Origin of the sequence: Streptomyces sp. NRRL S-337, from assembly GCF_000720175.1 — a bacterium.
Lineage (GTDB): Bacteria > Actinomycetota > Actinomycetes > Streptomycetales > Streptomycetaceae > Streptomyces > Streptomyces siderophoricus.
Genome location: NZ_JOIX01000013.1, coordinates 36,153 through 55,792, shown reverse-complemented (window position 1 = coordinate 55,792; position 19,640 = coordinate 36,153). Strand labels below are relative to the sequence as shown.

20 protein-coding genes are annotated in these 19,640 nt (G+C 72.2%); 16 read left to right on the top strand and 4 right to left on the bottom strand.

Features of this window, described 5'->3' with window-relative positions; translation table 11 throughout:
- Nucleotides 1–24: 24 nt before the first annotated feature.
- Nucleotides 25–1,314, bottom strand: coding sequence for an amino acid deaminase (locus IG62_RS0112185; protein ID WP_030800926.1), 1,290 nt, complete (start codon nt 1,312–1,314; stop codon nt 25–27).
- A 308-nt stretch (nt 1,315–1,622) separates the two neighbouring features.
- Between IG62_RS0112185 and IG62_RS0112180 the strand changes: the two genes are divergently transcribed.
- From IG62_RS0112180 to IG62_RS0112165, 4 genes are all read left to right on the top strand, one after another.
- Nucleotides 1,623–2,699, top strand: coding sequence for a sugar kinase (locus IG62_RS0112180; RefSeq protein WP_234326444.1), 1,077 nt, complete (start codon nt 1,623–1,625; stop codon nt 2,697–2,699).
- Nucleotides 2,696–3,454, top strand: a complete 759-nt coding sequence (locus IG62_RS0112175) for an IclR family transcriptional regulator (RefSeq protein ID WP_030800921.1) — start codon at nt 2,696–2,698, stop codon at nt 3,452–3,454. The genes IG62_RS0112180 and IG62_RS0112175 overlap by 4 nt, the downstream gene beginning before the upstream one ends.
- Before the next feature lie 2 nt (nt 3,455–3,456).
- The gene (locus IG62_RS0112170; RefSeq protein WP_030800919.1) at nt 3,457–3,867 is read left to right on the top strand and encodes a RidA family protein; all 411 of its coding nucleotides are present in this window, start codon (nt 3,457–3,459) and stop codon (nt 3,865–3,867) included.
- A gap of 137 nt (nt 3,868–4,004) precedes the next feature.
- Nucleotides 4,005–5,492: a GntP family permease gene (locus IG62_RS0112165; protein WP_030800917.1), complete on the top strand. Its 1,488-nt coding sequence runs from the start codon at nt 4,005–4,007 to the stop codon at nt 5,490–5,492.
- A 71-nt stretch (nt 5,493–5,563) separates the two neighbouring features.
- On the opposite strand, the gene IG62_RS0112160 is transcribed toward IG62_RS0112165, so the two are convergent.
- Nucleotides 5,564–6,931, bottom strand: coding sequence for a M14 family metallopeptidase (locus tag IG62_RS0112160; RefSeq protein ID WP_030800915.1), 1,368 nt, complete (start codon nt 6,929–6,931; stop codon nt 5,564–5,566).
- Between the two features lie 245 nt (nt 6,932–7,176).
- Here IG62_RS0112160 and IG62_RS0112155 point away from each other — a divergent pair, with 245 nt between their 5' ends.
- Nucleotides 7,177–8,052 (top strand): S1 family peptidase, encoded by an 876-nt coding sequence (locus tag IG62_RS0112155; RefSeq protein WP_030800912.1) that lies wholly within the window; start codon nt 7,177–7,179, stop codon nt 8,050–8,052.
- 87 nt (nt 8,053–8,139) lie between these two features.
- Here the strand turns inward: IG62_RS0112155 and IG62_RS0112150 are convergent, their stop codons facing one another.
- Both IG62_RS0112150 and IG62_RS47180 read right to left on the bottom strand, forming a co-directional pair.
- On the bottom strand, nt 8,140–9,144 hold the full coding sequence (locus tag IG62_RS0112150; RefSeq protein WP_030800910.1) for a glycosyl hydrolase family 18 protein: 1,005 nt from the start codon (nt 9,142–9,144) through the stop codon (nt 8,140–8,142).
- A 219-nt stretch (nt 9,145–9,363) separates the two neighbouring features.
- Nucleotides 9,364–9,504: a hypothetical protein gene (locus IG62_RS47180; RefSeq protein ID WP_158795035.1), complete on the bottom strand. Its 141-nt coding sequence runs from the start codon at nt 9,502–9,504 to the stop codon at nt 9,364–9,366.
- 135 nt (nt 9,505–9,639) lie between these two features.
- Between IG62_RS47180 and IG62_RS0112140 the strand changes: the two genes are divergently transcribed.
- The 11 genes from IG62_RS0112140 to IG62_RS0112090 all read left to right on the top strand — a co-directional run bounded on the left by IG62_RS0112140 (nt 9,640) and on the right by IG62_RS0112090 (nt 19,595).
- Entirely contained in the window at nt 9,640–11,184 is a 1,545-nt protein-coding gene (locus IG62_RS0112140) for a hypothetical protein (RefSeq protein ID WP_030800908.1), read from the top strand.
- A gap of 119 nt (nt 11,185–11,303) precedes the next feature.
- Nucleotides 11,304–12,023, top strand: a complete 720-nt coding sequence (gene cpaB, locus IG62_RS0112135; RefSeq protein WP_030800905.1) for a Flp pilus assembly protein CpaB — start codon at nt 11,304–11,306, stop codon at nt 12,021–12,023.
- 13 nt (nt 12,024–12,036) lie between these two features.
- The gene (locus IG62_RS0112130) at nt 12,037–13,476 is read left to right on the top strand and encodes an AAA family ATPase (RefSeq protein ID WP_030800903.1); all 1,440 of its coding nucleotides are present in this window, start codon (nt 12,037–12,039) and stop codon (nt 13,474–13,476) included.
- Nucleotides 13,477–13,479: 3 nt separating this feature from the next.
- Nucleotides 13,480–13,863, top strand: a complete 384-nt coding sequence (locus IG62_RS48575) for a TadE/TadG family type IV pilus assembly protein (RefSeq protein ID WP_030800900.1) — start codon at nt 13,480–13,482, stop codon at nt 13,861–13,863.
- On the top strand, nt 13,860–14,360 hold the full coding sequence (locus tag IG62_RS0112120; RefSeq protein ID WP_030800898.1) for a TadE family protein: 501 nt from the start codon (nt 13,860–13,862) through the stop codon (nt 14,358–14,360). The genes IG62_RS48575 and IG62_RS0112120 overlap by 4 nt, the downstream gene beginning before the upstream one ends.
- A complete protein-coding gene (locus tag IG62_RS0112115; RefSeq protein WP_030800896.1) occupies nt 14,357–15,697 on the top strand; it encodes a CpaF family protein in 1,341 nt (446 codons plus the stop codon). The genes IG62_RS0112120 and IG62_RS0112115 overlap by 4 nt, the downstream gene beginning before the upstream one ends.
- Nucleotides 15,694–16,683, top strand: coding sequence for a type II secretion system F family protein (locus IG62_RS0112110; RefSeq protein ID WP_051797965.1), 990 nt, complete (start codon nt 15,694–15,696; stop codon nt 16,681–16,683). Before IG62_RS0112115 ends, IG62_RS0112110 begins: the two co-directional genes overlap by 4 nt.
- A 21-nt stretch (nt 16,684–16,704) precedes the next feature.
- A complete protein-coding gene (locus IG62_RS0112105; protein WP_030800891.1) occupies nt 16,705–17,598 on the top strand; it encodes a DUF5936 domain-containing protein in 894 nt (297 codons plus the stop codon).
- 447 nt (nt 17,599–18,045) lie between these two features.
- The gene (locus IG62_RS47780; protein ID WP_006603411.1) at nt 18,046–18,210 is read left to right on the top strand and encodes a hypothetical protein; all 165 of its coding nucleotides are present in this window, start codon (nt 18,046–18,048) and stop codon (nt 18,208–18,210) included.
- 20 nt (nt 18,211–18,230) lie between these two features.
- Nucleotides 18,231–18,950 carry a pilus assembly protein TadG-related protein gene (locus IG62_RS0112095; protein WP_030800887.1) on the top strand — a complete coding sequence of 240 codons (720 nt, stop codon included), beginning with the start codon at nt 18,231–18,233 and terminating at the stop codon, nt 18,948–18,950.
- A 60-nt stretch (nt 18,951–19,010) separates the two neighbouring features.
- Complete coding sequence (locus tag IG62_RS0112090) at nt 19,011–19,595, top strand: hypothetical protein (protein ID WP_030800885.1); 585 nt, start codon at nt 19,011–19,013, stop codon at nt 19,593–19,595.
- Nucleotides 19,596–19,640 lie beyond the last annotated feature (45 nt).

Sequence of the window (19,640 nt, the reverse complement as noted above, 5' to 3'; positions counted from 1 at the left end):
CAGAGCCCGGGCGGACGCGGGCGATCAGAAGAAGGTGCGGACGAAGTCGACGACCGTGCCGTCCCGTTCGACGAGCGGGATCAGCTGCCACTTGTCGAACGACGTGCACGGGTGGGACAGCCCCAGCCCGACCCAGTCGCCGACCTCGACGTCACCGGCACGTTCCGTCGCCAGCCAGGCGTGCTGGTCGGACAGCCCGGTGACGGTGATCCCGTCCGCCGGCCGCTCGGTGCCGTCCCGGCCGGACCGCACGACCTGGGCCCGCGGCAGGTCCAGGTCGTGGGCCGCGTCGCGCTTGCCCGCGTTGAGGAACGCCTGGCCGGGCGTGGGGCGGGAGACGACCTGCGCCCACAGCCGGAAGGCGGGCTGCAGATCGCCCTCCTCCGGGACGCGGTTGAAGGGGGTCAGCCGGCGGTAGTGGCCGTCGTCGTGCGAGACGTACGCGCCCGAGCGCAGCAGCTTCAGGACCGGCGCCGACAGCGCGGGGATCTCCTCGAAGACCTCGGCGACCGCGTCGAACCAGGCGCTGCCGCCGGCGCTGACGATGATCCGGTCCAGATCGGCGAACCGGCCGGCCTTGTCGAACTCCACGGCCAGTGCCACCAGCCGGCGCAGCCAGGCGCGCACCCGCTCGCCGTCGGCGTCCGGCACCTCGCCCTCGTACCCGGCGACGCCCACCAGCCGGAGGGTGTCCACGCCCGCGATGGCGTCGGCGAGTTCGAGGCACTCGGCCTCGGTACGGACGCCGGTGCGGGCGCCCTCGCCCGCGCCCAGTTCGATGACCACGTCGACCGGGCGGGTGGCGCCGGCCTCCCGCAGCGCGGTGTCCATCAGCGCGATGCCGGGCAGCGAGTCGACGTAGCAGACGAAGCGGAAGTCGGGGTCGGCGGCCAGCTCACCGGCCAGCCAGCGCAGCGCGGCGGCGTCCACCAGCTCGTTGGCCAGGAAGATCCGCTGGATGCCGTACGTGCGGTAGACCCGGGCCTGGTGCGGGACGGCCGCGGTGATGCCCCAGGCGCCGTGCTCCAGTTGGCGGGCGAAGAGCTGGGGGGCCATACAGGTCTTGCCGTGCGGGGCGAAGGCCAGGCCGTGCCGGGTGGAATAGGTCTCCAGGGCGGCCAGGTTGTGCTCGACGGCCTCCGCGGAGAGGGCCAGGACGGGGGTGGTGAACCCGCCGTCGAAGAGGTTGCGGCGCTCGGCGGCCAGCTCGCCGACGGTCAGCCCCTCGGCGTCCGGGGGAAGCCCCTTGAAGCGGTGGTCGACGCGTTCGTCGGCGAGTTCCGCAAGTCCCTGCGCGAGCCGCTCCCCCGTCATGGGGCCTCCTCAAAGATCGTGTTGCATGCTCTGCAACGACCATTGCGCATATCGCTGGCAGCTGTCTAACATCCGGGCCATCGCCCGGTCAATGGTGGGAAACACGGCGGGAAACCGCAGGAAACCGCAGGAAGTTGCAGACATCGTCGGGAAGACCCTCCGGTGCCGGCGGGCCACGCACGGCCCGCCCGGACAAGCCCAGCGAAGGAGTGCACACGATCGTGACCGCGACCCCGGACGGCAGCGGCACCCACGGCCCGGACGGCACCCCCGCCCCGGCCGCCGACGTCGTCTGCCTCGGCGAGTCCATGGTCACCTTCCTGCCCGGCCGGCCCGGACGGCTCGCCGACGTCCCCTCCTTCCACCGCGCCATCGGCGGTGCGGAGTCCAACGTCGCCTGCATGCTCGCCGCCGCCGGCCACCGCACGAAGTGGGTCAGCCGGGTCGGCGCCGACGGCTTCGGCGACCACCTCGTGGCGACCATCGCCGGCTACGGCGTCGACACCTCCGCGGTGCGCCGCGACCCGGCCCGCCCCACCGGCATCTACTTCCGCACCGCCGGCGACCGCGCCACCGACGCCCACGAGGTCGCCTACTACCGCGCCGGTTCCGCGGCCTCCGCCATGTCCGTGACCACCCTGGACACCGGCGCCCTCCAGGACGGCCGCATCCTGCACCTCTCCGGCATCACCGCGGCCCTGTCCACCGACTGCCTCGACCTGCTGCGCACCCTGACCGCGCGCCGCCCCGGCCGCCGCCCCCTCGTCTCGTTCGACGTCAACCACCGGCCCGGCCTGTGGCGCGGCTCCCCCAAGCTCTCGGCTCCGCCCCCACTCTCGACTTCGTCCGAGCGGGGGCGCCCCCATGAACAGGGAGGTACCCCCCTCGGCCCGCGGGTCCTGCTCGACCTCGCGCGCGGGGCCGACCTGGTCTTCGTCGGTGAGGACGAGGCCCGGGACGCCTGGGGCCTCACCGGCAGCCGGGCGATCCGCGCGGCCCTGCCCGAGCCGGAGGTCCTGGTGGTCAAGCGGGGTGCGGAAGGGGCCGTCGTCTTCCACGACGGGGGCCCGGACGGTGCCACCGCCACCACCGTCCGCGCGCTCGACGTCGAGGTCGTGGCCGCCGTCGGCGCCGGCGACGCGTTCGCCGCCGGATTCCTCTCCGCCACCCTCCGCGGCCTGCCGCTGCGCGCCCGGGCCCGATACGGCCACCTCTTCGCCGCCGCCGCCCTCACCGTCCCCGGCGACCTCGCGGCCCCGCCCGGCCGGGCCCTCGCCGACGGGCTGGCCGCGCTCGACGACGCCGCCTGGGGGAAACTGCACCTCGGCCCCGGCTGGACCGTCGCAGCCGACCGCAGGGCCGCCGAGGAGGTACCGAGCCCATGAGCCAGACCGTCGACCGCGCGCTCAGCATCCTGCCGCTGCTCGCCGAAGGACCCGCCGACCTCGGCCAGGTCGCCGACCGGCTCGGCGTGCACAAGTCCACCGCCCTCCGGCTGCTGCGCACCCTCCACGAACACGGCCTGGTCCACCGGCAGGCCGACCAGCGCTACCGCCTCGGTGCCCGCCTCTTCGCGCTCGCCCAGGAGGCCGTCGAGAACCTCGACGTACGCGAGATCGCCCACCCGCACCTCGTCGAACTCAACGAGAAGTGCGGGCACACGGTCCACCTCGCTGTCCACGAGGAGAACGAGGTCCTCTACATCGACAAGGTCGAGAGCCGCTACCCGGTCCGGATGTACTCCCGGATCGGCAAGCCCGTCGCGATCACCGTCGCCGCGGTCGCCAAACTGCTCCTCGCCGACCTTCCGGAAGCCGAGCGCCGCACCCTCGCCGCGACGCTCGACTACCCCCGCTACACGGCCCGTTCGACCCCCGACGCCACGGCCTTCCTCGCCGAACTGGCCAAGGTCCGCGAACAGGGCTGGGCCACCGACCTCGGTGGCCACGAGGAGTCCATCAACTGCGTCGCGGCTCCCGTCCGCGGCACGGACGGGCGCGTCGTCGCCGCCATGTCGGTCTCCGCGCCGAACGTCGTCGTCTCCGCCGAGGAACTCCTCACCCTGCTCCCCCTGGTGCGCCGCACCGCCGACGCCATCAGCCGGGAGTACTCCGGCAGTCCACCGACCAAGGAAGCATGAGCATGAGCGAGAAGACCGCCCTCACCCCGGCCACCCACACCACCCCGCCCGCGAAGTTCTCCCACGGTGTGAAGAAGGGCAACATCCTGCAGGTCGCGGGCCAGGTCGGTTTCCTCCCCGCGGCCCCGGGCCAGGCCCCCACCCCGGCCGGCCCGACCCTGCGCGAGCAGACCCTGCAGACCTTCGCGAACGTCAAGGCGATCCTCGAAGAGGGCGGCGCCACCTGGGACGACGTGATGATGATGCGCGTCTACCTCACGGACACCGACCACTTCGCCGAGATGAACGAGATCTACAACCAGTACTTCGAGGAGCAGGGCCTGAAGGAGGCCCCGGCCGCCCGCACGACCGTCTACGTCGGCCTGCCCCAGGGCCTGCTCATCGAGATCGACGCCCTCGCCGTCCTGAGCTGAGCCGACCGACCGGCTCAACTCCCTTTGCTCGCCCCGCAGTTCGTAGATCGTCACGGTTCGGCGCCCCTCCCGGTGCGCCGTGCCGCGATCCCCCCTGCCCACCGAGAAAGACTCATGGAATTACGAGGTCCCCCCTCATGGCCCTGTCTTCCCTCGCCGCGGCCGCCCCCGCGCCGACCCCCGCCCCACCCCACACCGGCGGCATCCTCCCGCTCCTCGGCGGCACCGCCGGACTGCTGACCGTCGCCGCGCTCGGCATCGTGCTGCTGCTCGTCCTGATCATCAAGGTCAGGCTCCAGCCGTTCGTGGCCCTCCTGGCGGTCTCGACAGCCGTCGGCCTCGGCGCCGGCCTCTCCGTCACCGAACTCTTCGGCACCGTCCAGAAGTCCGACGCCGTCTCGCTCATCGAGTCCGGCATGGGCGGCACCCTCGGCCACGTCGCGATCATCATCGGCCTCGGCACCATGCTCGGGGCGGTGCTCGAAGTCTCCGGCGGCGCCGAGGTGCTGGCCGCCCGCCTGCTCCGCCTCTTCGGCGAACGGCGGGCGCCGCTCGCCATGGGCCTGACCGGCCTGATCTTCGGCATCCCGGTCTTCTTCGACGTCGGCATCTTCGTCCTCGCACCGATCGTCTACGCGGCCGCCAAGCGGGGTGGCAGGTCGATCGTCCTCTACTGCATGCCGCTGCTCGCCGGCCTGTCCATGACCCACGCCTTCCTGCCCCCGCACCCGGGCCCGGTGGCGGCGGCGGGCCTGCTCCACGTCGACCTCGGCTGGGTCATCCTCATGGGCATCGTCTGCGGCATCCCCGCCGTGCTCGCCGCCTGGGGCTGGGCCGCCTGGATCGGCAGGCGGATCTTCGTGCCCGTACCGCAGGACATGGTCGAGGCCGCACAGGAGGCGAAGGCCGCGCTCACCGAGGAACAGCGGAAGTCCGGCGTCACACCGACGGAGAAGCCGGTCCCGCTCGGCACCGTCTTCGCCATCATCGGCACGCCGCTGGTGCTCATCCTGCTGGCCACCTTCTCCTCGATCGCCTTCGGCCCTTCCACCGGCCGCTCGGTCATCGAGTTCTTCGGCCACCCCTTCGTCGCCCTGACCCTCGCGCTGCTGCTCGCGTACTACCTGCTCGGCATCCGCCGCGGCTGGTCCCGCACGTCCCTGGAGACGGTGTCCACCGCCTCCCTGAAGCCGGTCGGCAACATCCTGCTGGTCGTCGGCGCGGGCGGGATCTTCGGCGCGGTCCTCAAGGGCAGCGGCATCGCCCAGGCCCTCTCCGACACCTTCAAGGGCATCGGCCTGCCGGTGATCGTCCTTTCGTACCTGATCTCCCTGGTCCTGCGCGTGGCCCAGGGCTCGGCGACCGTCGCCATCGTCACCACGGCCGGCATCGTCTGGCCGCTGATCGAGGCGGGCCACCACTCGCAGCCCTTCACCGCACTCGTCATCATGGCGATCTCGGCGGGCTCGATCTTCGCCTCGCACGTGAACGACGGTGGCTTCTGGATGGTCAGCAAGTACTTCGGCATCACCGAACGCGACACGCTGAAGACCTGGACGGTGCTGGAATCCGTCCTGTCGGTCGCGGGGTTCGCGATGGCGGCCCTGGTGAGCCTGGTGGTGTGAGGGCACGGGCCGCCGCATCCCGGCATCCCCGCGGCGCCGCGGCGGCCCGTGCCTTCCGTGCGTGTTCCGGCTCACCTGCCCTTGCAGTACTGCCCTTCCTTGCCGATCACGCGGTACACGCAGTCCGCGGTCTCCAGCAGCTGGAGCACCGCCTCACGATTGCGTGCGGTCTCCTTCGCGATCACCGAGTCCTTCGGATAGAAACCGCCGTGGCCCGAGGACGGATACATCTCGAAGGTGTACGCGAAGACCTTCTGGTCCCCCCACAGCCAGTCGTCGATGGAGCCGTCGGTGATGTAGAGCTCGCTTGACTGCTCGGGGGTGTAGCCGTTGGTGGCGGCCATCTTCTTGCCGAGGGTGGCGAAGGTGTCGTGCTCGTCCTGGGTCATGCCGGGGCCGGTGGGGTCGTGGGTGAAGCCCTGCGGCCACAGCACGAGTTCGCTGTAGGTGTGGAAGTCGATGGCGGCCTTGATCTGCTGCTTGCCGCCGACCACGCGGCTGCGGACGAACTTCGATACCACCTGCACCTCGGGGGCGGAGGCGGCGGAGGGGCCGCGGTAGGTCTCGTCGGCCGGGTCGTCGGAGGAGCCGTCGCAGCAGCCCCACTTGAAGGCCCAGTTGCGGTTGAGGTCGGTGCCGACCTCGCTGGTCCCGGCGTTGGGCTGCCGGTTCTTCCGCCACATCCGGAACCTGCCGGAGGCGATGTCGTACGCGCCGCCGTCCGGGTTCAGGTCCGGCACGATCCAGATCTCGCGGGAATCAAGGATCTTCGTGACGCGCGGATCCGAACCGTACTTCGAGGTCAACTCGCCCAGGAGGTAGAGGGCCATCTCCACGGTGAGGTGTTCCCGGGCGTGCTGGTGGGCCGTGAAGAGGACCTCGGGTTCGTTCTCGTCCTTGGTGACGTTCTTGCTGAGCTTGAGGGCGAGGATGTTGCGGCCCTCGTGGGACCTGCCGATGACTTGCTTGGACAGGATCGCCGGGTACTTGGCGACGAGCGTGTCGATCTCCTTCGTGGCCTCGGCGTAGGTGTGGTAGCCGGTGTAGCCGGCCGGGAAGTCCTTGACGCGGGTACCCGGAGCGGCCGGACGGGCCGTCGGCAGGTCGGGCAACTGCCGTACCTGATAACCGAGTTGTCGCAGGGTGCCGGCCTGGGTCCGGTCGGCCGTGATGACGACCGACCGGGCGTGCACCTCGTCGATGCTGACACCGGTCGCCGCGAGCGCGGTACGGGCCGCCGGTGTGGCCGGCCCGGTCACCTCGTACTGATGGGGCTGCCGGTCGGGGTTGGTCCGGTCCGCGCCACCCGGCGCCGTGGCACCGGCGGCGGCCCCGGCCGGAGAGTCCAGGGCCTGCGCGGCGGTGATCGGGGCGGCGAGCGCGAGGGAGAGCAGCGCGGCGAGGACGGTCGACCGTCCGCCGCGTATCCGTGGTCGCATGCGGTCTCCTGTGGGGTGTGAGGCGAAGCGACGCCGCCAGTGTTTTGGGGTTGGCATGGGCGGGTCAAGGTGCGGGACGGCCAGATGTGGCGGGGGTGGAAGGGCCCGGGGCGGCTGCGATGTCCGTCAACTTCCCATCGATTTCGGCGGATTGGTTGCCCCGGTGGGGTGTGGCGCTGACAATGCGCACGACAAAACCGAGGGTTCGTGCGGGCTCTCGGTGACAGAGCTGAGAGGACCCCCACATGAACAGACCTCTCGTCGGCACCCTGGCCACGGCCGTGCTGGGAGCCGCAGCCCTGGTGGGCACCGTCCCAACGGCGCAGGCCGCGCCCGAGCGGGCGGCGTCGCACCACGGGCAGTACAGGACCAAGGCGGTGAACTTCGCCGGCACCGTGGCGCTGAGCAACTGCTCCGGCTCGGTGGTGCGGATGCCCACCTCGCAGGCGAACGACCCGGCCCTGGTGATGTCCAACGGCCACTGTCTGGAAAGTGGTATGCCCGGCCCGGGCGAGGTGATCGTCGACCAGCCGTCCCGCCGCAGCTTCACCCTTCTCGACAAGTCGGCGCGCGGCGTGGGCACGATCAGGGCCACCAAGGTCGCCTACGCGACGATGACCGACACCGACGTCACGATCTACCAGACCGGCTCCACATACGCCCAGATCGAGCAGAAGTACGGGATCAAGCCGCTGGAACTCGCCACCGAGCACCCGGCCAAGGGTGCCGGGATCAGTGTGGTCTCCGGATACTGGAAGAAGATCTACACCTGCAGCATCGACGGGTTCGTGCCCACCCTCAAGGAGGGCGACTGGACCTGGAAGGACTCGGTCCGTTACACCCCCGAGTGCAAGACCATAGGCGGCACGTCCGGTTCGCCGGTGGTCGACACCACGACGGGCAAGGTCGCGGCGATCAACAACACGGGCAATGAGGACGGCGAGAAGTGCACCGTCAACAACCCGTGCGAGGTCGACGAGAACGGCAACGTCACGGTGCACCAGGGCACCAACTACGCCGAGGAGACCTACGGGATCCCGAAGTGCTTCGGCGCCGGGAACAAGCTGGACCTGAGCGCGGCGGGCTGTGCGTTGCCGAAGCCGGCGGGCGTGCGGAGGTGATCTGCCGCAGGCGCTGACGGAACGGAGCGGAGCCAGGTCCCGTGCACGGTGTGCGCGGGACCTGGCAGCACTTTCCGGCGGCCCTCCCTACGGGAGGCCGTGGACGTGGGCGCCCACCTGGTGGGCGAACTCGTTGCCGCTGGCGGCGTCCCAGTTGGTCGACCAGGTCATCGCGCCGCGCAGCCCCGGGTACTGCTTCGACGGCTTGAACGAGCCGCAGCCCGTGCCCTTGGTCAGGCAGTCGAGTGCGTCGTTGACGACGGACGGGGCGACGTGGCCGCTGCCGGCCGCGCGGTCGGACGCCGGGACGCCGATGCCGACCTGCGACGGGTCCAGGCCGTTCTCGAGCTGGATGCAGGCGAGCGAGGTCAGGAAGTCCACCGAGCCCTGGGCGTACACCTTGCCGTCACAGCCGTTCATGGAACCGCTGTTGTAGTACTGCATGTTGACGGCGGTCAGGAAGTCCTTGATGCCGAGCGCCGTCTTGAAGTACTCGTTCTGGGGTGACTGCATGTCGACGGTCTGCGGGGCCATGGTCACCACGACGTCGCCGTGCACGGCGTGCACGGCCTTCAGGGCCTGGGTCATGTACGTCGCGTTGAGGCCGTTCTCCAGGTCGATGTCGACGCCGTCGAAGCCGTACTCGTCCATGAGCGTGTCGACCGAGTCGGCGAAGTTCTTGGCGGAGGCGTCGTCGTTGACCGAGATCGCCCCCTTCTCGCCGCCGACCGAGATGATCACGGACTTGCCGGCCGCCTGCTTGGCCTTGATGTCCGCCTTGAAGTCGTCCACGGAGCCGTAGCCGACGGCCGGGTCGAGGTGGAAGGTGATGGCCCCGGGCCGGTCGGTGGCGTCGGCGAACGACACCGCGATGATGTCGTAGGCGTCGTCGACGTCCTTGAGTTTCTGCACCGTGGCGCCGTTGTTGAAGTTCTGCCAGTAGCCGGTGAGGGCGTGGGCCGGGACGGCGGCGGGGTGCGCCGCAAAGCGGGCGGCCGGGGCGGCGGCCGGGTGCTCCTCCATGGCCTGGGCCGTGCCGGCGGCGACGAGGCCGCCCGAGGTCAGCACCGCGGCGGCCAGCCCGGCGAGCAGCCTCCTCCTGACCTTGCGTACGTCCGGACCTGACCGGGCGCCAACGAACCCTGGCCGGGTGCCGCGAGAGCCTGACCGGGCGCGAACCGCATCTGATCGTGCGCGAACCACGACTGCCTCCGTGGGGGGAGTGGGGGAAGTGAGACGGGTGGTACGGATGCGCGCTCAGGGGCCCCTGTGTGTGCGTGCCGTACAACGTGGTCCAGACCAATGCTCCTGTCAAGGGCCGTGCCGGAAACGGGAGTTGCCGTTCTCGCCGTTCGAGTCCGTATGCGGGGTTTGCCGCCGGCCGGTGGTCATCGCGAAGGTCATCGGGTGGGTCATGGCGGCGGTGGTCACTTCGACCGTCGCGATGGTCAAGACGAGTAGCCCAGAACGTGTTCTCCGGGACGTATCTCTGTGGATAAAGTGCTGAGCGTATGGCGCCGATGGCGCAGAGCTGTGCCGATCCGCGGTCCCGGGACCCCCGGCGGCCGGAGGGAGTGGGGGAGCGACGTGCCGACCGCGATTGCAGTCACCAGCCCTGACCTCACGCTGCCGTCCCCCCTGCTCTCCACTTCGTTCGAGCAGGGTGGGGGTGCCCCCGGCGGTAGCTGGGGGAGTGCCCCCACCAACCGGCAGGTACCCGCTGCCGTCGTCCTGCCCGCCCCGCACCTGACGCCCCTGGACGACGCCCTGACGGAGACCAGCGCGGTGCTGGAACACCACGGCCATCTGGTCGTGCTGTACTCCTCCGCCTGCCCGCCCGAGCACATCCGGCGGCTGCACACCCTCCGCGCCGTCCTGGAGAGCGACCGGATCGCCATCGTCCCGGTGTCCCTGCCGCCGCTGGGCGTCGCCCTGCTGGCCCGTCAGCTGCGGCAGTTGTCCCTGTACGACTTCAGCCCCGGTGTCCTGGCCAGCGCGGCCCGGCTGCTGAGCCATTACATCCATGCCGGTGCCCTGCTGGGCAGTGTCACCGGGCTGGACCACATCGAGGTCGATCTGCGCGCCCATGTGAAGTCCTGGTTGCCGGGCGCCCACTTCGCCGTCCTGGCCCACCCCGCACCGCAGTTGGTGCACCTGGACCGGCACGCCACCGAGGCCGGACTGCGGCCGCCCGGATTCGCCACCGAACTCGCCGTGGCCCGCGGGCAGCTCACCGCGGACTGGGTCACCGGCACCCTCGCCCCGGCCTGGCAGGTGCAGGGGGCGTACGAGGTGCGGCTGCCCGCCGAGTCCGCACGCTGGTGGGGCACCCAGAAGCTGATCGAATTCGCCGCGGGCATCCCGGACCCGGCGGTCCTGTGCCAACTGGTCGCGTCGGTACGGCGCGAGGAGTGCGGCTGGTGCGGGCTGGAAGTGCTGGGCGACCGGTGCGCGTTCTGCACGGCACCGCTGGCCAGGGACCGGGCGGCGCGAGGCGGCGGCCCCGCCGGGCGCGGCCCCGCGGCCATAGCCGGGCCGGGAGCGGAGACCGGCGCCGGGACGGCGAACGCCCCGCACCCGGCGGCGGACCAGCTCCCGGCCCCGGGCCCCGGCCCGCAGTCGCTCCCGGCCCCCGGCCCGGCCGGCGAGTCGCCCGCGGCCCCGGGACCCGCGGCGGAGGCGCCCGCGGAGCCGGCCCCCGCCGCCGACCCTTCCCGCGCCCCGTCCGCCCCGCCGTCCACCACGCCGCCTTCCGGCCCGGCACCGCAGTCCGGTCCGCCGCCGTCCGTGCCCTGGGCCGAGCGGGGACTGGCACCGGTGGCGCCGTCGGGCGTGCCCGGCGGGCCGGGGGTGACGGACGGATACGGTGGTCCGCCCGCCGGTTGGCGCGCGCCGGGGCAGGTGGACGTCCGCGGGCCGGAGCTCCCGAACGGCGTCCCCGGGGCGGGAGTTCCGGGGAACCCCTACGGGTCCGGCCGCCCCGTCCCGGGCAATCCGTACGCGACCGACGTCCCGCGCTCCGCCCCCGGCCGCCGGTACCTCCCCGGCCACCCCGACTTCGCCGGTGAACCGGACACACCGAACGTTCCCGGAACCCCCGGTGCCCCACGGACGGTGGCCCGCGCCCGCTGACACCGGCCGATCCGGCAACCCTCGAACCGCCCACCGAACCGCCCCGCCGACCCGACCGTCCCGTCCTCGTCCCCGCCCCCTTCCCGCCCCACCCCCGTCCCGATCGAGGTCCCTCCCCCATGAACTCACGCCAGCGCCGCGGAGTGATCCTGCTGCTCCTGTCGGTTCTCTGTGCGGTCGGCGCGTTCGTCGGCGTGCTGTCGGTGATCAGGAACGTCGAGTCCAAGGTCGGTCCCGAGAAGACCGCGTACCGGTTGAAGACGGACGTCGCGGCCTATAAAGCGCTGGATCCGGGGCAGTTCGAGAAGGTGAAGATGCCGCAGCGCTGGCTGCCGCCCACCGCCGTGACCGATCTGGACCAGGTCAGCGGCAAGATCGCGGTGACCCCGCTGAAGAAGGGGTCGCTGCTCCAGGACGACATGATCGTCGAGCGGCCGGCGCTGAAGGCCGGGCAGCAGGAGATCGCCATCATGATCGACGCCGCGACCGGCGTGGCCGGCAAGATCAACCCCGGCGCCCGGGTGAACATCTACGCCACCTTCGAGGGCAAGCGCCCCGAGGACAAGCCGGTCTCCAAGGTGATCGTGTCCGCCGCCCAGGTCATCGACGTCGGCAAGCTGACGCCCCTGGAGGCCAAGGACCCCGGCGACACGAACGCGGCCAACCGGCAGGCCGGCGAGGCCGTGCCGATCACCTTCGCGCTCAACACCCAGGACGCCCAGCGGGTCGCGTACGCCGAGTCGTTCGCCTCCCACGTACGGCTGGCGCTGCTCGCGCCCGGCAGCGAGGCCACCATCCCGCCGAGCCAGCGCACCTACACCCTCGACGGCGACAAGTGACCCGGAGGCCCAGGTGACCATCCGCATCCTCCCGGCGATCGGCGACCCGGACGCCGCCCGCGCGGTGACCTCGCTGCTCAACCAGCTGCCGGACGCCGAACCGGCGCCCGTGGTCGCCGACGGCACCGCACTGCTCGACGCCCTGGCCGGGGCCGCGGCGCAGCCCGCCGTGGACACCGGCCCGGGCCCCGCCGTCGAGGCGCTGCCCGAGGTCGTCCTGGTCCATGAGCGGATCGGGCCGGCACCGGCGCTGGAGCTGATCCGCGAGATCGCGCTCCGCTTCCCCGCCGTCGGCGTCGTACTGATCACCACCGACGCCGGGCCCGCGCTGTTCTCCGCGGCGATGGACGCCGGCGCCCGGGGCGTCGTCGGACTGCCGCTGGGCTACGACGAGTTGGCCGCCCGGGTGCAGGCCGCCGCCCAGTGGGCCGCCGGCGTACGGGTGCACCTGGGGGGAAACCCGGAGGCCCGGCCCGGACCGGCCGGCCGGCTGGTGACCGTGACCGGCGCCAAGGGCGGCGTCGGCACCACCGTCGCCGCCGTCCAGCTCGCGCTGGCCGCCCGGGCCGCGGGCCGCAGCGTCGCGCTGGTGGACCTCGACCTGCAGTCCGGGGACGTCGCCTCCTACCTGGACGTCCAGTTCCGCCGCTCGGTCGTCGACCTGGCCGGCATCCAGGACCTGTCAGTACGGGTCCTCCAGGACGCGGTGCACGACCACCACACCGGCCTGGCGCTGCTGCTGGCGCCGGAGGAGGGCGAGCGCGGCGAGGAGGTCGACGACCGGGCCGCCCGGCAGATCCTCGGCGCGCTGCGCTCCCGCTACGAGGTCGTGGTGGTCGACTGCGGCTCCCAGATGCAGTCGGCGAACGCCGCGGCCGTCGAACTCGCCGACGTCGCCCTGCTGGTGACCACCCCGGACGTGGTCGCCGTACGGGCCGCCAAGCGGCAGGTGCGGCTGTGGGACCGGCTGCAGATCCGCAAGGCCGAGGACACCACCACGGTCGTCAACCGGCTCACCCGCAGCACCGAGATCCAGCCGCCGGTGGTCGCCAAGGCCACCGGCACCCGCACGGCCCGGGCGCACGTCCCGGCGGCGTACAAGGAACTCCAGCCGTGTGTGGACGCCGGCCGGATACAGGACCTGGACGCCCGGTCGACGGTCAAGCAGGCGCTCTGGGCGCTCGCCGGTGAGCTGGGGCTGGTCGAGTCACCGGCCGCGCGGCAGGGCCGGGGCAGCCACCGGGCGCGTCCGTCGCTGACGGGGCGCAAGCGCAAGGCGCTCACCACGGGGGCGGCTTCCGGTTCCGGGACGGGTCCGGGCGCGGCCTCCGGGGCCGCGTCGGGGTCGGTACCGGGGTCGGGCGCCGGACGGTTCGGCGTCCGGCGGGGGCAGGCGACGGCGGCCGGCGGGCCCGGGCCGTTCGACCCGGCCGGCCCGTACGAGGAGGGCTGAGCGGTGCGGCGCCCACTGGGCGGCGACGACCGCGGACAGGTCTCCGTGGAGTTCCTGGGACTGCTGCCGCTGATCCTGCTGGTCCTGGTGCTGCTCTGGCAGTTCGTGCTGGTCGGGTACAGCTACTCGCTCGCCGCGCACGCCGCCGACCGGGGCGCGCGGGCGGCCACCGCCACCCGGGACGGCGGCGCCGGCGCCTGCCGTACCGCCGCCGTGGACCAGCTGCCGCCCGCCTGGCAGGGGGGTTCCTCGGCCTCCTGCACCACCGAGGCCGGCCTGTGGAAGGCCACCGTCCGGATCAGCGTCCCGGTGCTCTTCCCCGGCCTGGCCAGCTTCCCGGGGCACCTCACCGGCTCGGCCGGCGCCGCGAAGGAGGACAGCCGATGAGGACGGTTCGCCGCTCCGGAACCGTGCCCCGTCGTCGTGCCGCCGGGGCCCCCGGAGGGCTCCGCGGTCCCGCCCCAAGGCTCCGCCACGGCCGCGACCGAGGCCAGGCCTCCATCGAGTTCCTCGGCTTCCTGCCGATCCTCCTGGTCGTCGCGCTGGCCGTGGTCCAGCTCGGCCTGGCGGCCTACACCGTCCAGCAGGCCGGCACCGGCGCGCGCGCCGCGGCCCGTACCGCCTCGATGGACCGGGCCGACCGGGAGACCGATCCGCGGTCCGCCGGCCGGGCCGCGATGAGCGGCTGGGTCGCGGACCGCGCGACCATCTCCGTCAGCGAGGGCGGCGACGCGGTCAGCGCGACCGCACGCGTCACCATCCCCTCGATCATCCCCGGCGTCGACGACTTCGGCTCCGCCAGCCGCAGCGCCACCATGCCCCGCCCCGCCGACCCGCAGGGCGCGGCAGCAGCGAGCCCGTACGAAGGAGCACCCCCGCGATGAGTCTGAAAGCCCGGATCGTCGCGCCCGAGCCGGCCGGTGAGCCGCGCCACGACAGTCACCTGGTCGCCACCTACCGCGCCAAGCTGCTGGAGGAGATCGACCTCGCCGAGATGTCCTCGCTGGCCGCGGCCGAGCGCCGGTCCCGGCTGGAGCGCGTCCTCGGCCACATCATCAGCCGCGAGGGCCCGGTGCTCTCCACCGCCGAACGGGCCCAGCTGATCCGCCGGGTGGTCGACGAGGCGCTGGGCCTGGGCGTGCTGGAACCGCTGCTGGAAGACGCCTCGATCACCGAGATCATGGTCAACGGGCCCGACCAGGTCTATGTCGAACGCGCAGGCCGGGTCGAGCTCGTCCCGGTCCGCTTCGCCTCGCACGAACAGCTGATGCAGACCATCGAGCGGATCGTCTCCACCGTCAACCGCCGCGTCGACGAGTCCAATCCGATGGTCGACGCCCGCCTCCCCTCCGGGGAGCGCGTCAACGTCATCATCCCGCCGCTCGCCCTGAACGGCGCCACGCTCACCATCCGCCGCTTCCCGCGCGCCTACACCCTCGCCGAACTCATCGGCCGGGGCACGCTCGACGAGCAGATGCTGATGCTGCTGGCAGGGCTGGTGCGCGCCAAGTTCAACGTGGTGGTCTCCGGTGCCACCGGCGCCGGCAAGACCACCCTGCTCAACGCCCTCTCCGGCCTCATCCCGGAGGGCGAGCGGATCATCACCGTCGAGGACGCCGCCGAACTCCAGCTCCAGCAGACCCACGTCATCCGGCTGGAGGCCCGGCCGCCCAACGTGGAGGGCAAGGGCCGGATCACCATCCGCGACCTCGTACGCAACTCCCTGCGCATGCGCCCCGACCGCATCATCGTCGGCGAGGTGCGCGGCGGGGAGACCCTCGACATGCTCCAGGCGATGTCCACCGGCCACGACGGCTCGCTCGCCACCGTGCACGCCAACAGCGCCGAGGACGCCCTGATGCGGCTGCAGACGCTGGCCTCCATGTCGGACGTGAAGATCCCCTTCGAGGCGCTGCGGGACCAGATCAACAGCGCCGTCGACTGCATCGTCCAGCTCACCCGGCACGCCGACGGCTCCCGCCGGATCAGCGAGATCGCCATCCTCGACTCGCGCGGCCACGAGGACTACCGGATCGCGACGGTCTGCCGGTTCGACGCCGAACCCATGGGCGCCGACCGGATCGTGCACGGCCGCTTCCGCTACTTCCCGCTGCCCCGACGGGTGGCCGAGCGCCTCTTCATGGCGAGCGAACCCACCCCGCCCGCCTTCGGCGTGGCGGCCACCGACGACCAACTCGCCACCCGGAAGGCCACCTCATGACCGGCTGGGCCCTGACCACCGCCGCCGGGGGGCCGATCACGTCCTCCACGAGCCCCCTCGTCCAGCTCACCATCGGGGCCGCGCTGCTGTGCGCGGTGCTCGCCGTCGCCGGCGTCCGCAGCTACGCGGCCGGGCGGGCCCAGCGCCAGGCCGTCGTCGACCGCCTCGCCGACGAGCACGGGCTGCCGGCGACCGGGAAACGCCGCCGCTTCCCGTCCGTGGACCGGGCCCTGCGCGGCACCCGCTTCGGCCGCCGCCTGGAACTCCGGCTGGCCGCCACCGGCCTGGACGTCACCCCGGGCGAGTTCTTCGTCGGCATGCTCGTCGCGGTCGTGGCCCTCTGGCTGGTCGCGCATGCCGTCCTGGCCCCCTTCTTCGGGCCGATCGCCGCGCTGGTCGCGATCTGGGCGGCCTTCGCGTTCCTCAACTGGCAGCGCCAGAAACGCATCGAGAGGTTCATCAACCAGCTCCCCGAACTCTCCCGGATCCTGGCCAACGCCACCCAGGCCGGGCTGGCGCTGCGCACGGCCCTGGGGATGGCGGCCGAGGAACTGGAGGCCCCGGCCGGCGAGGAACTGGCCAAGGTGGCGGCCAAGCTCGCCGTCGGCCACTCCATCGACGAGGCCCTCGGTGAACTCGCCGAACGCCTGCCCTCCCGCGAACTGGTCGTCCTCGTCACCACCCTCGTCCTCTCGAACCGCGCCGGCGGCACCGTCGTCGGCTCGCTGCGCAACCTCACCACGACACTGGAGGAGCGCAAGGAGACCCGTCGCGAGGTCCGCACCCAGCTCTCCCAGGTCACCGTCACCGCCTACGTCGTCCCGCTCCTCGGCGTCGGCACCCTGCTGCTGATGAACCGCATCGCCCCCGGTGCCATCGACCGCATGACGTCCTCCTTCCTCGGCCAGCTCGCGGTCGTGGTCGCCTTCGTCCTCTACGGGCTGGGCTTCTTCTTCATCCGCCGGCTGTCCAAGATCGACGTCTGAGGGACCGGGAGGGGAAACAGGATGGGAATCGGAATTCTGCTGGCCGCGGCCTTCGCCCTCTCGGTCGTCGGCATCGCGTGCGGGGTCGCCCTGTACCGCCGCGAGGCCCGGCTGCCGCCCGACCTGGCGCTGTCCCTGGAGGTCGGTGCGACCCGGACGACGGCCGTCGGCTCGGCCGTGGACCGCCTCGGCATGCGCTACGCCCCGCTCGTGCTGCGCCTGATGGGCGAGAAGCGCACCGCCCGCATCCGCCGCCGGATCGACCTGGCAGGCAACCCCGGCGGCCTCACCGTCGACCGCTACGCCGCTCGCCGGGCGGTCTACGGCGCCCTCGGCTTCATCGGCGCGCTGGTGATGTTCCTGCGCGGTCAGCCGGTTCTCGGCGTCCTGATGGTGCTCTTCGGCCTCTTCTGGAACGAGGTCGGCATCTGGGCCGCGATCCGCCAGCGCAAGGACACGATCGAGCGGACCCTGCCGGACTTCCTGGACGTGCTCGCGGTCGTCGTCAGCGCCGGGCTGAGTTTCCGCCAGGCACTCGACCGGGTCGCGGACAAATACGAAGGCCCGTGGGCCGATGAACTCCGGATCACCCTGCGGCAGATGGACATGGGCGTCAGCCGTCGTGCCGCCTTCGAGGAACTGCGCAAACGCAACGACTCCGAACAGGTCGCCCAGTTCGTCACCGCCCTCCAGCAGGGCGAGGAACTCGGCTCGCCCATCGTCGACACCCTGATCCAGATCGCCAACGACATGCGCCGGACCGACGCCCAGAACGCCCGCCGCCGCGCCGCCCGGGCCGTCCCCAAGGCCACCATGGTCGTCACCACGTTCATGGTGCCGGCGACGATGATCCTGCTCATCGCGGGTTTCTTCCTCGGCTCGGGCACCAATTTCGGCTCGCTGATGGGGGATTGAGGCGGCGCCCGCGCGACGCCGTGGCGACGGACGGTCCGGGCGTACGGCGGTCGGCGCAATGCCGTGCCGGGTCCGGCCGGATGCATGCGGTGCACGACCCGCTTTCCCGTCAACGCCTTCGCAACAGCAACGAGTTGTGTCACAGTGGGTGGACCGGCGGTCACCGCCGCGCTCGGGCGCGGGGAGGCCGGCCGGTCCGCATGGGCATCGGCGCCGGGACGCGGTCCGGAGGGGGAGCGGGGGTGGACGAGGTGCATGAGCGTGGCCGAAAGGCGCCGTTGTATCTTCCGCCCGTGTCCCCGAAAGAGGATTGGGTACGGAATCCCTGTCCGGGGAACACCGTTCCGGCGTACTTTTCTGGTGTCATGAGCGCGGCCGACCGCGCCGACACCACGGGGGCAGACCAGCCGGACCAGAGCGGTGCGGCCGCCCATGGAGGGGAAGACGATGGCGAAGCGGTTTTTGGGGAACGACCGGGGACAGACCTCGATCGAGTACCTCGGCATCATCGCGGTGGTCGTGGCGATCGTCCTGGTCCTGTCGACCACGGACTTCGGCAGCCAGATCGCCAATGCCATCGCCAACAAGATCTCCGACGTCGTCGGCATCTAGGGCCCCGGGCCGCCACCGCCATGACGGTCGCCGAACCGCGCCGCGGCGCGCGTGACGCCGGGCAGGCCTTCCCGCTCTACCTCGTGGCGGTCGCGGGCCTGCTCTTCCTCGCGCTCGCCTTCTTCGCCGTGGGGCAGGCGGCGGCCACCCGCAACGGCGCCCAGACCGCCGCCGACGCCGCCGCGCTCGCCGCCGGGCAGAAGTACCGCGACCTGCTGGCCAAGGGCGTGCTCGACGGCGTCCGCGACGGCAGTTACGAGACCGACAAGGCCGCCTGGGAGGACCTGCTGAACGGGCGCGGTGCCCCCTCCCCGGCGGCCTGCGAGAGCGCGGACTGGTTCGCCGGACGCAACGACGCCGAGGTCTCCGGCTGCGTCCCGGACTCCTGGCCGACCTCGTTCGCGGTCACCGTCAGGACCCGGAACACCGTGGGGGCTTCGGTCATCCCCGGTACCGCGGGCAAGCACGCGTCGGCCGAGGCGACCTCGGTGGTCGGCCCGCGCTGCGCCCCCGCACCCGCCGGCGGCGACGCCGGCGGCAAGGACGGCAAGGACGGCAAGGGTGACGGCCGCGGCAAGGGCGGCAAGGACGGCGGAGCGGGCAAGGGCGGCGGCAAGGACGACCCCGGGCCCGCCCCCGTCACGATCACCTGCGACGGCAAGGAATGGACCCTCGACGCCGGCGACCCGACGCACCTCCCCGACGCCTCCGACCTCTTCTCCGTACGGCTGGCCCACTGACCGCCCAAGACCACCACACCGACCCGCACCGGGCACCCGACGATCGAAGGAATCGCATCCATGAGCATTCGGCGCACCACGAAGGCCGCCAGGGGAGCGGTCGCCATGGCGAGCGCTGTCGGCCTGGCTCTCGTCGTGTCCGGCTGCGGTGGCGGCGGGGACGGCGGTGCGCGGACGGACGACAAGAAGCCGCCGGCCCGTAGCAGCACGCCCAAGGACGGCGGCCCCGGCACCCCGGCGGCCGACTCCAGCAAGGTGATCGGCGAGATGAAGGGCGCGGACGGCATCGTGGTCACCCTGAACTCCGTGGTCCGCGACTCCGGCGGCTTCGTCACCGTCAACGGCACGGTCAGCAACCACGGCAGCCGCGCCTTCAACGCCATCGACTGGCGCTCCAACGAGACCGAGCTGCGGTCGCGTTCGTCCATCTCGGGCGCCACTCTGGTCGACAAGGCGGGCAAGAAGCGCTATCTGGTGCTGCGGGACACCAACGGCGAGTGCCTGTGCACGACGGGCCTGAGCGGGCTGATGCCGGGAGCGAGCCGCCCGATATTCGCGCAGTTCCCGGCGCCACCGGCCAAGGTGACCGAGGTCGACTTCCAGCTGCCGACCATGCCGCCGGCGACCGTGCAGATCACGGACTGAGCGGGCCGCCCGATGACCGTGAACCCCACGCCCCGTTCCCCCCGT